Below are 13,364 nucleotides of genomic sequence, written 5' to 3'. Positions count from 1 at the left end.
CCGGTTTGCAAGCCTGCGTCCACAACTCCGTTGTAGCAGGTTTTGGTGGCAGGCAATGCAAACTAAGGCAGTTTTACGCAAAAAACGTAGCAAACGGGGGACAAAGAAGCGGGATTTTTCCGCAGCTTTACGTCCTCAAACATCTTTTTCTTACGGTTTGAACAAAGTGCTCATTGCGATGCCTTTTCGACCGTGGCAGATTGCAGCTGCAGATCGGCAAAGTCGCCATTGGCCTGCGAGATGCGAATACGCACGGGCAGGTACTGCATGGCCGGGTCGATCCACAGGTGGGCCACCTGGTCGTAGCGCTTGCGCGGCTGGCGCGTGAGGCGGATGGTCTGCCGGGTGCCTGCAGGCAGCTCCAGCGTGTCCGGACCATCGACGGTAAAGGTCCAGACGTCGGTGGTACGTGCGCTGGTCACATTGATGTGGATGAGGGTGCCCGGCGGGTAGCGCTCGGGGCCCGCCGCGATCATGCTGGCCAGTTGCAGAAAGATGGAGAGCCGGTCTTGCACGCCAGCGCTCGCGGCCTGGGGCTCATCATTGCCGCTGTAGGTGATCTGGCCTTTGTCCACATCCAGGTGCGCAGCCCGTTCGCTGCGGGCCTTGTCGCCAAAACGCTGGGGCGAGAGGCCATGTGGCGTGATGCGGCCTGTGCTGGTCTGCGAACGGCTTCCCACCAGAAAGGCCGAGACCTCTTGCCTGGCCTGGTAGGTGAGCCCATCGGTCTTGAAGCTGAGCTGCGCCTTGGCCGAGTACTGAAAGCCTTTGGCCGAGCCCTTGGCCTCGAATTCCAGATGGGCCGAGGGCGGCACGCGCACGGGGGGCATCGGGCCGTTGTAGCCGGGGCTGCCTATGCCGATGGGAGCCGGTGGCTCTTCGCTGCTTTTGGCGTCGGCGGGGGCTTGTCCATCGCCAGTGCCGCTGTTTTCTCCACCTGCCGTGGTCGCAGGCTGGCCCGCGTCAGAGGAGTCTTGCGCATCGGATGCAGTTGCGGCGGTATCGCTCTGCGCGGCAGGTGTGGAATCGCCGGGCCCATCGCCGGACAGCAGGCCGTCCAGTGCGGTGGTTCTGGGTTTGGGGGCCGGTGGGGTGGGGCCGATGACGGCAAGGCTCTCCGGAGCCTGCTCCGGCGGAGCCTTTTGAGGCTGCGCTTTCGGTGGCGGGGGCCGGGGTTTGGCGGGCTTGGGGGCCGCAGGCGCTGCCTTGATGCGCGGTGCCTCGGGCGCTGGCGGGGCTGGCGGCTCGGGCGTGATCTGGCGGGTTTCAAACCGCAGCTCTTGCGGGCTGCTGCCGGTAATGCGCGCGGTGCGCCATATTTCCTGCATGCCTGGTCCGGCCAGCAGCGCCACATGGGCGGCCAGAACGGCGGAGGTCAGCAGAATCAACGGGCGTTGGCGCATGGCAGATGGCGAAGATTGCCAGTGTAGCGCTGGCGCTGGGCCGCGTGGTCAACCTCGGGTAAAGCCTGTTGCGTCGCCTGCCTTGCGGTAGCCCAGGTCGTGCGACAGCTGCTGCGCCATGGCTTGCAGGCGCTGGTCCATGGCACCACCAAAGCTGGGATCGAATGTGGCAACGGTGCCCAGGGTGGTGATGGCGAGTACCAGCTGGCCACGCGCATCGAACACCGGGGCGCACAGCGCGACCACGCTGGGCAGCAGGGTATCGACCACGCGCGCAACGCCGTAGGCGCGCACATCGGCAAACAGCTGGGCGGCGGCGGCTTCGGTGTGGGGCAGATCCTGGCGCTGGGCGCGGCGGGCCTGCTCCAGCTCCAGCTGCAATGGCTGCGCAATGCGCCCTGCGGGCAGCCAGGCGCCAAAGCAGCGGCCTGTTGCGGAAGACAGCAGCGGCATTACATCGCCCAGACGCAGATGGCCGGTGGTGCCATGCGGAGGCTCTTCCCAATGCACCACGGTTGCGCCATGGTTGCCCCACACGGCCAGCGCCACGGTATGGCCGAGTGCGTCGATCCAGCCGGGCATGCGCTCGCGCGCCAGGCGCACTGCATCGGTACGGCGCAGCGCAGCCAGTCCCAGCTGCAGGGCCATCGGGCCCAGGTCGTAGCGGCTGGTGGCCGCATCCTGCCGAACCAAGCCGCTGCGCTGGTAGCTGACGAGATAGCGGTGCGCCTTGGCAGCGGGCATGCCGGCTGCGGCCGCCAGATCCTTGAGCGCCAGCGGCCCGGGCGCATCGATGAGCGCCTGCAGCAGCGCAAAGCCGACTTCCACCGATTGGATGCCAGCACGGTCTTTGTCCAGAGGGTTGTCCATTGCGGCAGTTTACGGTATTCTAAATAAAGGAATGAATTTCACTAATCGTAATTAAACGGTGTGGCACAGGCTCTGCAGCCAGGCCGACAAGGTCTGGCACGATAGAGGCATGTTTGACTGCGGAAACCCAGCATGAAGCTTGCAACCTACAAAGATGGATCGCGCGACGGCCAATTGGTCGTGGTGTCGCGCGACCTGCGCACCGCCCATTACGCCACCGGCATTGCCCACCGCCTGCAGCAGGTGCTGGACGACTGGGCGTTTTACGCGCCGCAGCTGCAGGATCTGTACGACGCGCTCAATGCCGACCGCGCACGTCACCCGTTCGATTTCAACCCTGCGCAATGCATGGCGCCGCTGCCCCGCGCCTACCAGTGGCTTGACGGCTCGGCCTACCTCAACCATGTGGAGCTGGTGCGCCAGGCGCGCGGCGCGGAGGTGCCTGCCTCGTTCAAGACCGATCCGCTGATCTACCAGGGTGGCAGCGACGATTTTCTCGGCCCTTGCGACGATATCGTCGCAGCCAGCGAGGCCATGGGCATCGATTTCGAGGCCGAGATCGCTGTCATCACCGGTGATGTGGCCATGGGCACCAGCCCCGAGGATGCACTCGATGAAGTGCGCCTTCTGATGCTGGCCAACGATGTGAGCCTGCGCAACCTCATTGCGGCAGAGCTCTCCAAGGGCTTTGGCTTTGTGCAGAGCAAGCCTGCCACGGCGTTCAGCCCGGTGGCGGTCACTCCTGATGAACTGGGCGATGCGTGGCGCGGCGGCCGTGTGCACCTGACCTTGCAGACCAGCTGGAATGGCCGCAAGGTTGGCATGTGCGAGGCGGGGCCGGACATGACCTTCCACTTTGGCCAGTTGATGGCCCATGTCGCCAAGACGCGCAATCTGCGGGCAGGCACGGTGGTGGGCAGCGGCACTGTCAGCAACCCGGGCGTGGAAAAGCACGGCCGCATGGATTGGCCCAAGGGTTACGGCTGCATTGCCGAAAAGCGCAGCATGGAAATGATCCAGAACGGAAAATCGACCACCGAGTTCATGCAGTTCGGCGACAGCGTGCGCATCGAGATGAAGGGCAAGGACGGCCACAGCATTTTTGGCGCCATCGACCAGAGCGTGGCATCGCTGCACGAAGCCCGCGAGGATGCGCAGCGCGAGGCCCAGGCGGAGGCGGTGCAGGGCACGGATGCCTCTGTGGGCACCGGAGAGGACGCCTGATGCCTGCGCTGCATGCGACCCATGGACATGTGCGTGCCAGTTGCACGCAAGGCCCGGAGCATGCAGCGATTGGTCTGAAGTTTGCTGCTGAAGTTATAGCATCTGGCGTGTGCCAGATGTGCGCCTGTGGCCCAAATGGCCCAAATCTCCTTGGGCGCGTGGATGCGGATGCACCCAGGCCGCCAATGGCTGGCGGCCCGGCACGTCCCTTACTCGGGCAGGCTGGTCTTGCGGGCGTGCTGCAGCAAACGGTCCAGCAGCACATCGAGCTGCGCCTGCTCATCGGCTGTGAGCCCGGCCAGGATTTCCTGGTTGCGGCGCGCCACCACCTCCATCACCTTGACCCACTGCTCCTGGCCCTTGGGCGTCAGCGTCAATACCACGCCGCGGCCATCCACTTCGCTGGCCAGCTTGAGCACCATGCCCTGGTCCACCAGGGCCTGTGTGGAGCGGCTGGCCTGCGCCTTGTTCAGGTTGGCGCGCATCGCCAGATCGTTGACCGACAGCGGATGGAACGCGCCGATGGCCGCCAGGCATCGGCCTTCGCTGATGGGAATGCCGACGTCTTCCTCGTATGCCTGTTGCGTGGCGCGGTCGGTGATCTTGGCCAGCGCATGCAGGCGATGGGTGTAGGTGCGATCCAGCGGCGTGTTCACCACAATTCCTTTGGTCAAAAAGTATCCCCAGCTTGCGCACGCGGGGCGGCAGTCGCTCGGCCCGGTGGCAATAAAAGCCGGGGAGAAAAACAAGTATCGCGACTATGTCACGGCCGTCCGCTTTTCGGAAGGGCCAACGTTGCGCACGCATCTAGTGCTTTCCCTAGCCTAGGGAAAACCCATGGCAGGCGCTTTGCACCATCTTCGATAATTGTTGCGCGTGCAACAAAATATCGCTCTCCAACGCTGCACGCACCATCCGATGGACCTGGTGCAGCGTGGCCGCAGTGCGGCTCTTTTTCTGGCAGCACCAGCTTTTGCACGAGGTTGTGATGTCTGCTGCTTACGAATTTGTTCCTTATCCTTTTACGGCGCGTACCTACGGCGCGAGCCTGCCGCCGCTGCACGATGGCCGCGATCCGCAGCGCCGCCCGGTGGTGGTGGTGGGCGGTGGCCCGGTCGGCTACTGCACGGCGCTGGGCCTGGCCAACCACGGTGTGCCCGTGGTGGTGGTGGAGGCCGATGATTCGGTGTGCTTTGGCAGCCGCGCCATCTGCATTTCGCGCCGCAGCCTGGAGATCGTGGAACGGCTGGGCGCGCTGCCCGGCTTTCTGGCCGAAGGCCTGCCGTGGACTGGCGGGCGCAGCTACTACCGCGACCAGGAGGTGCTGCATTTTCGGATGCCGCAGGACGCCCACCAGAAGCTGCCCCCCATGGTGAACCTGGCGCAGTACAGCATCGAACAGTTCCTGCTGGATGCATGCGAAAAGCGCTCCGACCTGATCGAGATCCGCTGGCAGAGTCGGCTTGTCGGCATCGACAGCCGCGATGACGGCGCGCGCCTGCAGGTGAGCACGCCCGAAGGCGATTACGCCATGGACGCCGACTGGGTGGTGGCGGCCGATGGCGGGCGCAGCTTTGTGCGCGACGCGCTGGGCCTCAAGCTCCAGGGCACCAGCTACGAAGGGCGCTACGTCATCGTCGATATCCAGATGGAAAGCAGTCGGCCCACCGAGCGCCTGGCCTATTTCGACCCGGACTGCAACCGCGGCTCCACCGTGCTGGTGCACAAGCAGCCGGGCAACGTCTGGCGCATCGACTACCAGCTGCAAGAAGGTGAAGACCCGGATGCGGCCATCCTGCCCGAGAACGTGCTGCCGCGCGTGCACAGCCTGCTGGCCATGATGGGCGAGACCGCACCCTGGAGCCCGATCTGGACGGGCATCTACAAGGCCAATGCGCTCACCCTGAACCGCTACCGCCACCAGCGCGTGCTGCTGGCGGGCGACGCCGCGCACCTGGTGCCCATCTTTGGTGTGCGCGGCGCCAATTCGGGCATCGACGATGCCGACAACCTGGCCTGGAAGCTGGCCTACGTTATCCAGGGCAAGGCGGGCGAAGGCCTGCTGGACAGCTACAGCGACGAGCGCGTCTACGCCACGCACGAGAACCTGAGCTACGGCACCAAGAGCACCGAATTCATGGCGCCGCCGTCCTTTGCCTTCGACCTGATGCGCCGCGCCGTGCTGAGCCTGGCGGTGGCACACCCGCAGCTTGCCAGCCTCATCAACCCGCGCCAGACATCGGCCATCACCTACCTGCGCTCGCCGCTGAACGCGCAGGATGACGGCGCACTGTTTGGCGCAGGCCCGGTAGCGGGTGCGCCGCTTGCTGAATGCCCGGTGCAGCTGGTAGCGCCGTCCACGTCCGCAGAGGGGCCGCGAATGTGGGCAGGCCATGTGACCGATGTAGTCCAGAACCGCTTCACCCTGCTGGCGTTTGCACCGCAGCCCACGCTGTTGCAGGCCCTGCAGCCGCAGGCCGAGGCGCTGCTGGCCAGGGGCATTCCCATCGTTGTGCTGCCGGTTCTGGATGCAGCGCCCGCTGGCGCAGCAGCGGTGGTGGATGCGGAGGGGCAGCTCGCCACTCTGTATGGCGCGCTGCCCGGAGCGGTGTATGTGCTGCGCCCCGATGGCCATGTACTGGGCCGCTGGCAAGGCGGCTTGCACGCACCGGCCGATCTGGCCGCCACCGTGCGCCACGCCATCGACAAGGCGCTGGCCTGATCGCACGCCCACACAACAGCCAAGGATTGCAGCATGAACACCACAGCCCCCCGCCTGACCGATACCGAACTTGACGCCGCCTACACCCAGTTTTGCCGCCATATGACGGCGCTGGGCGAAGCCCAAGCCCCTTTATTCATGGCTCGCTTTGCACTGTTGGCGATGCACCGCATTGGCGACGCCGCTGCGGTGCAGACGCTGATTGCGCAGGCAGCCGAGGACATGGCGCCTGCGCAGGCCGCATAGCGCCTTTTTCACCCAAGGAGACATCACCATGACCGACCCGCAGGCCAGCGGCGCAGCCAAGCCGCACGACACCCGGCATTACATGACCGGCTTTGCCAACGAATGGGCCACCGAGGCGATTGCCGGCGCCCTGCCCGTGGGGCGCAACTCGCCGCAGGTGGCACCGCTGGGCCTGTATGCCGAGCAGCTGTCGGGCACGGCCTTTACTGCGCCGCGCCACAGCAACCGCCGCAGCTGGCTCTACCGCATCCGCCCCGGCGCCATGCATGAGCCGTTTGCCGCCATGCAACTGCCGCTATGGAAAACCCATGCCATTGGCGGGTTTGATGAGGTGGCAACACCCCCCAACCAGCTGCGCTGGGACCCGCTGCCCATGCCGGCTGCGCCACGTGATTTCATCGAAGGCATGGTCAGCATGGCGGGCAATGCAGCCTGCGGCATCCACCTGTATGCTGCCAACCGCAGCATGGAGGGGCGCTACTTCTACAACGCCGATGGCGAACTGCTGATCGTGCCCCAACAGGGGCGCCTCACCATCGCCACCGAGCTGGGCGTGCTTGATGTCGAGCCGCAGGAAATCTGCGTGGTGCCGCGCGGCGTGCGCTTTGCCGTACACCTGCCCGACGGCACTGCGCGTGGTTATGTGTGCGAGAACTATGGCGAACTGCTCAAGCTCCCCGACCTGGGTGTGATCGGCTCCAATGGCCTGGCCAATCCGCGCGACTTTCAGACGCCCGTGGCCGCCTACGAAGACAAGGAGGGCGATTTCGAGCTGGTGGCCAAGCTGCGCGGCCATTTCTGGACGGCGCGCATCGGCCACTCGCCACTCGACGTGGTCGCCTGGCACGGCAATTACGCGCCCTACAAGTACGATCTGCGCCGCTTCAATACCATTGGCTCCATCAGCTACGACCATCCCGATCCGTCGATCTTCCTGGTGCTGCAGTCGCCCACAGCGGTAGCGGGCGTTGATTCGCTCGATTTCGTCATCTTCCCGCCGCGCGTGCTGGCCATGCAGGACACCTTCCGTCCACCCTGGTTCCACCGCAATTTTGCGAGCGAATTCATGGGCTTGATCGAAGGCGCCTACGATGCCAAGGCCGAGGGCTTTGTGCCCGGTGGCGCATCGCTGCACAACTGCATGAGCGGCCACGGGCCCGATGCTGATACGTTTGAAAAGGCCAGCCGCGCCGACACCACCAAGGCGCACTACATCACCGATACGATGGCGTTCATGTTCGAGACGCCTGCCGTCATCCAGCCAACCCGGTATGCGCTGGAGACCGTGCAGCTCCAGCACGAGTACTACCGTTGCTGGCAAGGGCTGAAAAAGCACTTCCAGCCGCAAGGCAAATAACCACAAGGCGCGCGCAGCCAACGGTGTACAACAGGCATCTGCGCCTGTAAAACGCCTTGCCTGCGCTGCAATTGTGGCAATCAATCATTAAATTGAATAGCTGCTGGCGCTTGATGAGTAAGCGCTGGCAGTTGTTTTTATCTGAAAGAGACAAAGCATGAGCATGCTGAACGAAACCCACGACCCCGCCCTGCAAAGCTGGGTGGCCAGCGCCAATGTGGCAGGCTGTGATTTCCCGATCCAGAACCTGCCGTTTGCCAGCTTCAAGCGCAAAGGCAGCAGCGAAGCCCTGCGCTGCGGCGTGGCGATTGGCGACCAGATACTGGACCTGAAGGCGCTGGCAGCGCTGGGCGCCCTGCAAGGCGAGGCCCAGCGGGCCGCTGAGGCAGGCGCCCAGACGCAGTTGAATACGCTGATGGGTCTGGGCCCGCAAGTCTGGAGCGCACTGCGTCTGGCGCTCTCGCGCGGCCTGCGCACAGGCGCTGCCCAGCAAGGCGTGTGGCAAGCGTGCTTGGTGCCGCAGGCCGAGGCCGAGTTTGGCCTGCCCGCACGCATTGGCGACTACACCGACTTCTACACCTCCATCTACCACGCCACCAACATCGGCAAACAGTTCCGTCCGGACAACCCGCTGCTGCCCAACTACCAGTGGATTCCGATTGGCTACCACGGCCGCTCGTCGAGCATCGTGGTCTCGGGCCAGCCCTTCAAGCGCCCGGTTGGCCAGACCAAGGCACCCGACGCGGCGCAGCCCACCGTCAAGGCCAGCGCGCGCATGGATATCGAGCTGGAGCTGGGCGTGTTCATCGGCACCAGCAATGCGCTGGGCGATCCGGTGGCCATCACCGAGGCCGAAGACCATGTGTTCGGCCTGTGCCTGCTCAACGACTGGTCGGCACGCGATATCCAGCCCTGGGAGTACCAGCCGCTGGGCCCATTCCTGGCCAAGAACTTTGCTTCGCACATCTCGCCCTGGATCGTGACGATGGAGGCGCTGGCGCCTTACCGCACCGCCTTTGTCCGCCCCGAAGGCGATCCGCAGCCGCTGCCTTACCTTAACAGCGCGCACAACCGTGAGGCAGGGGCGCTTGACATCCACCTGGCTGTCGATCTGCAAACCAGCCAGATGCGCGCGGCAGGCGACAAGCCCGTGCAGATCACCAGCACCAACTACCGCCACGCCTACTGGACCGTGGCGCAGATGGTGGCGCACCATACAGTGGGTGGCTGCAATCTGCAGCCCGGCGACCTGCTGGGCACCGGTACCTTGTCCGGCCCCTCGCTGGACCAGGCGGCCGCCCTGATCGAGCTGACCACCGGCGGCAAGAACCCCATCAGCCTGCCCAATGGCGAAACCCGTACCTGGCTGGAAGATGGCGACTCCATCGTGCTGCGCGGCTGGTGCGAAAAGCCGGGCGCCGCCCGCATTGGTTTCGGCGAATGCGAAGGCACCTTGCTGCCCGCGCGTAAGCTGTGAACTAGGAACTCCTGAAAGAAACGCGCCATGCAGCTTTTTACCGATGCCCAGTTTCTCAGTCCCTATGCCATGTCGGTCTATGTGGGGTTGCAAGTCAAAGCCGTGCCGTTTGCACTGAAGACGGTGGACTTGTCCGCCGGCGCCCAGCGCCAGAGTGCTTATGCCGCGGCTTCGCTGACCCAGCGCGTCCCGCTCCTGGAAGATGGTGATTTTCAGTTGTCCGAGTCCTCGGCGATCACCGAATATCTTGATGAACGCTTGGAGGGGCCAGCGCTTTATCCATCTGCTCCCCAAGACAAGGCCCGCGCACGCCAGGTTCAAGCCTGGTTGCGCAGTGATTTGCTGCCGCTGCGTGCGGAGCGGCCGACGACAGCAGTATTTCTGGGGCAAAAATTTCCAGCGCTGACTCCCGCAGGCCAGCAGGCGGCGGACAAACTGATCGCCGCAGCCAGTGCATTGCTGCCCGAGGAGGCCCCATCATTGTTTGGAGCCTGGTGTATTGCTGATGTGGACTTGGCCATGATGCTGCAGCGCCTGGTGCAGCACGGCGATCCGGTTCCGGCGTCTTTGGAGCGCTATGCCCGCGCACAATGGGAGCATTTTGCGGTCAAGCGCTGGTTGCAATTGCCGCGCTGACGATGGCTGATCTGATTGATAACGACCGGCGCCCTGTTGCGCCTCACTACACGATTCCACAATAAGGAGACACTTCATGTCCTTGCGTTTTTCTCTGCGCCACGTCGTGGCTGTGGCCGCTGTTGCGCTGCCTGCCGTCAGCTTTGCCGCCTATCCTGACCACCCGATCGAATGGGTGGTGCCCTATGCAGCCGGTGGCGGCTCGGACGTGGTGGCCCGCGTGGTGGCCGAACCCATGGCCAAGGCCCTGGGCCAGTCCATCATCATCATCAACAAGCCTGGTGCCGCCACCAATATTGGTGCCGACTACGCAGCGCGCGCCAAGCCCGACGGCTACACCGTGCTGACCGGCGACACTGGCACCCTTGCGGCCAACCCGTACCTGTACAAGAAGCTCAGCTACAGCGCCGAGAAGGATTTCTCCTCGGTCGGCCTGCTGGTGCGCTTTCCGATGATCCTGGTCGTCAACCCCAAGCTGCCGGTCAAGAACCTGCAGGAGTTCGAGGCCTGGGCCAAGGCGCAAAGCGGCGGCGTGAGCTATGCCACACCGGGTGCTGGCTCGCCTCACCATCTGGCCACCGAAATCTTCCGCGAGCGCGCCCATCTGAACCTGGTGCATGTGCCCTACAAGGGCGCGGCACCGGCCGTGCAGGACGTGATGGGCGGCCAGGTGCCGTTCATGTTTGTCGATTCGGTCACCGGCTACCAGAACATCCAGGCGGGCAAGCTGCGGGCGATTGGCATCGCCACGCCCAAGCGCTCCAAGGTCTTTCCCGACATTCCGACCCTGGATGAGCAGGGCGTCAAAGGCTATGAAGCCTATGCCTGGCAAGGCGTGGTCGTTCCCAAGGCAACGCCTGCAGATCGCACTGAATTGTTGAGCAAGCAACTACAGGCGACTTTGAAAGAGCCTGCCGTGACTAAGCGCCTTGAAGAGATGGGCCTGGAGGTGACGCCTTCGAACAGTGCCGAGATGGATAAATTCCTTGCCGCAGAGCGCGCCAAGCTGGGGCCTGTGATCAAAAGCAACAATATTCAACTCGATTGAGTAAAAAGTGAACAAATGCGATAAAATAGATTCGCCAGTAGGTTAACCATTCCATTGGTTGAAAAAGTTGAGTCACCAAGCGCGATGTCATAGACATCGCGCTTTTTTTGTGCCCAATAAACGCGGGAAGGCATCAAGACACCAGGGCGATAGGGCGGTGTTTCCTTTTGCGGCATGCTGCATCCATCGATCTTTTGCAAGGAATGGCGATGGCGGCTGCAGTTCTCCCAACTCCCCAGGTGTTGGCGTTCGATGTGTTCGGCACGGTTGTGGACTGGCACGGCTCCATCCTGCGCGAGATGGCGCAGCGTTATCCACAGGTCGATGGCGATGCCTTTGCCTTGGCGTGGCGCGAAGGCTACAGGCCTGCGATGGAGCAGGTGCGCAACGGCACTCTGGGCTGGATGCGGATCGATGCGCTGCACCGCCGCATTCTGGATGGCATCCTGCCGGAGTTTGGTCTGGGTCATATGCCCGAGGCCGAGCGCGCGGAGCTCAATCGTGTCTGGCATCGGCTCTCGCCCTGGCCGGATGCCGTAGCGGGCCTGCAGCGGCTCAAGAAGCGCTTTGTCATCACGCCGCTGTCCAATGGCAATATCGCGCTGCTCACCCACATGGCCAAAAACGCTGGTCTTCCCTGGGACTGCGTGCTGTCGGCCGAGGTTTTCAAGGCCTACAAGCCCGACCCAGCCGCCTACCTGGGCGTGGCCGATGTGTTTGAGCTGTCGCCCGAGGCGGTGATGCTGGTGGCCGCCCACCACAGCGATCTGGCAGGTGCGCGTGCCTGTGGCCTGCAGACGGCCTATATCGAGCGCCCGCAGGAGTTTGGGGCGGCGCGCCCCAAGGATGTATCGCCCAAGCCCGGCAACACCTACCACTGCCGCGATTTTCTCGATCTGGCAGAGCGCCTGGGTTGCTGAGAAGGGTTGGCACCGGGCCTCAGTGCGCCGCACCGTCGACCGAAGATGCAAAAACAGCGCCCGCAGGCGCTGTGGTCGTGATGCGGGCGCGGCTTATTTCTTGCCCTGTGCCAGCCATTTGGTGGCCAGTTGCACCCAGTAGGTGGCGCCCAGTGGAATCAGGTCGTCGTTGAAATCGTAGCTGGGATTGTGCAGGGTGCAGGGGCCGCCGCCGTGGCCGATAGCGCGGTGGTCGCCCTCGCCATTGGCGATGAAGCAGTAGGCACCGGGCTTGGCCTGCAGCATGAAGGAGAAATCCTCCGCCCCCATGGTGGGCTCCTGCACATTCACGCGGTCTTCGCCAACGATGTCGACCATCACCTGGCGGGCAAATGCGGCCTCGTCAGGGGTGTTGATGGTGGCAGGGTAGTTGCGGTTGAAGTAGAAATCGCACTTGGCGTTGTTCATCGCGCAGCAGCCTTCGGCAATCTGGCGCATGCGCGATTCGATCAGGTCCAGCACCTCCACGGTAAAGGCGCGCACCGTGCCTTGCAGCTCCACGCTGTTGGGGATCACGTTGTTGGCTTCGCCGCCATGGATCATGGTGACCGAGATCACGCCAGTGTCCAGCGGCTTCTTGTTGCGGGTGATGATGTTCTGGAACGCGGTGACGATCTGGCAGGCGATGGGCACGGGGTCGTTGCCCATGTGCGGCATGGCGCCATGGCCGCCCTTGCCGGTGATGGTGATCTTGAAGTCATTGCTCGACGCCATGACCGGGCCGGGGCTCACGGCCATCTGGCCAGCAGCCATGCCGGGCCAGTTGTGCATGCCGAACACGGCCTGCATGGGGAATTTCTCGAACAGGCCGTCCTTGATCATCTCGCGCGCGCCGCCGCCACCTTCTTCCGCAGGCTGGAAGATCAGGTACACGGTGCCTTCAAAATCGCGGTGCTTGGCGAAATGCTTGGCCGCCGCCAGCAGCATCGCGGTGTGGCCATCGTGGCCGCAGGCGTGCATCTTGCCGTGGTGCTGGCTGGCATGGTCAAACGTGTTGCTCTCCTGCATGGGCAGCGCGTCCATGTCGGCGCGCAGGCCCACGGCGTAGCCGCTCTTGCCGCCATCCTTGCCGTGCACGATGCCCACGACGCCGGTTGTTCCCATGCCGCGGTCGATAGGAATGCCCCACTCGGTGAGCTTGGCGGCTACCAGATCAGCCGTGCGTACTTCTTCAAAACACAGCTCGGGGTGGGCGTGGATGTCTTTGCGGATCTGGGCAATGCTGGCCGCATCGGCCACGATGGAGTCAATCAGCTTCATAGCGGGTATGTCCTGGTAAAACAAGCGCTGGCGCTCGTCTGTCGCCAATGATTGCTTGATTTTCGATAGCAAAATGGACGCTGGAGCGCCAAGCCTTCTATGGTGCAGCAAAGCGAATGACCGCTGGTGACAAATGGCCTGGGAATAACCCTCAAGAGGGGC

General features: G+C 63.7%; 12 protein-coding genes. 8 read left to right on the top strand and 4 right to left on the bottom strand.

Going from position 1 to position 13,364, the window contains the following annotated elements:
- Positions 1-170 precede the first annotated feature (170 nt).
- Positions 171-1,403: a DUF3108 domain-containing protein gene (locus HNP33_RS00620; protein WP_184704198.1), complete on the bottom strand. Its 1,233-nt coding sequence runs from the start codon at positions 1,401-1,403 to the stop codon at positions 171-173.
- Between the two features lie 48 nt (positions 1,404-1,451).
- Positions 1,452-2,261, bottom strand: coding sequence for an IclR family transcriptional regulator (locus HNP33_RS00615; protein WP_184704724.1), 810 nt, complete (start codon positions 2,259-2,261; stop codon positions 1,452-1,454).
- A gap of 144 nt (positions 2,262-2,405) precedes the next feature.
- On the opposite strand from HNP33_RS00615, the gene HNP33_RS00610 reads away from it, so the two are divergent.
- Positions 2,406-3,497, top strand: coding sequence for a fumarylacetoacetate hydrolase family protein (locus HNP33_RS00610; protein ID WP_184704196.1), 1,092 nt, complete (start codon positions 2,406-2,408; stop codon positions 3,495-3,497).
- A gap of 209 nt (positions 3,498-3,706) precedes the next feature.
- On the opposite strand, the gene HNP33_RS00605 is transcribed toward HNP33_RS00610, so the two are convergent.
- Positions 3,707-4,171, bottom strand: coding sequence for a MarR family winged helix-turn-helix transcriptional regulator (locus HNP33_RS00605; RefSeq protein WP_221451952.1), 465 nt, complete (start codon positions 4,169-4,171; stop codon positions 3,707-3,709).
- A 314-nt stretch (positions 4,172-4,485) separates the two neighbouring features.
- Between HNP33_RS00605 and HNP33_RS00600 the strand changes: the two genes are divergently transcribed.
- From HNP33_RS00600 to HNP33_RS00565, 7 genes are all read left to right on the top strand, one after another.
- Positions 4,486-6,219 (top strand): FAD-dependent monooxygenase, encoded by a 1,734-nt coding sequence (locus HNP33_RS00600; protein WP_184704194.1) that lies wholly within the window; start codon positions 4,486-4,488, stop codon positions 6,217-6,219.
- A gap of 33 nt (positions 6,220-6,252) precedes the next feature.
- Entirely contained in the window at positions 6,253-6,465 is a 213-nt protein-coding gene (locus HNP33_RS00595; RefSeq protein WP_184704192.1) for a DUF2783 domain-containing protein, read from the top strand.
- A 28-nt stretch (positions 6,466-6,493) separates the two neighbouring features.
- On the top strand, positions 6,494-7,822 hold the full coding sequence (hmgA, locus tag HNP33_RS00590) for a homogentisate 1,2-dioxygenase (RefSeq protein WP_184704190.1): 1,329 nt from the start codon (positions 6,494-6,496) through the stop codon (positions 7,820-7,822).
- Positions 7,823-7,979: 157 nt separating this feature from the next.
- Complete coding sequence (gene fahA / locus HNP33_RS00585; protein ID WP_184704188.1) at positions 7,980-9,299, top strand: fumarylacetoacetase; 1,320 nt, start codon at positions 7,980-7,982, stop codon at positions 9,297-9,299.
- A gap of 27 nt (positions 9,300-9,326) precedes the next feature.
- A complete protein-coding gene (yfcF, locus tag HNP33_RS00580; protein ID WP_184704187.1) occupies positions 9,327-9,935 on the top strand; it encodes a glutathione transferase in 609 nt (202 codons plus the stop codon).
- Positions 9,936-10,011: 76 nt separating this feature from the next.
- A complete protein-coding gene (locus tag HNP33_RS00575) occupies positions 10,012-10,983 on the top strand; it encodes a Bug family tripartite tricarboxylate transporter substrate binding protein (protein WP_184704185.1) in 972 nt (323 codons plus the stop codon).
- A 209-nt stretch (positions 10,984-11,192) separates the two neighbouring features.
- The gene (locus HNP33_RS00565; RefSeq protein WP_233464186.1) at positions 11,193-11,903 is read left to right on the top strand and encodes a haloacid dehalogenase type II; all 711 of its coding nucleotides are present in this window, start codon (positions 11,193-11,195) and stop codon (positions 11,901-11,903) included.
- A 93-nt stretch (positions 11,904-11,996) separates the two neighbouring features.
- Here HNP33_RS00565 and HNP33_RS00560 read toward each other — a convergent pair whose 3' ends face one another.
- Positions 11,997-13,202, bottom strand: coding sequence for a M20 aminoacylase family protein (locus HNP33_RS00560; protein ID WP_184704181.1), 1,206 nt, complete (start codon positions 13,200-13,202; stop codon positions 11,997-11,999).
- Between the last annotated feature and the right edge of the window lie 162 nt (positions 13,203-13,364).

Source organism: Comamonas odontotermitis, from assembly GCF_014207855.1.
Classification (GTDB): domain Bacteria; phylum Pseudomonadota; class Gammaproteobacteria; order Burkholderiales; family Burkholderiaceae_C; genus Comamonas; species Comamonas odontotermitis_A.
Note: the sequence above shows the minus strand (reverse complement) of the source record. Positions and strands in the feature narration are given on the sequence as shown.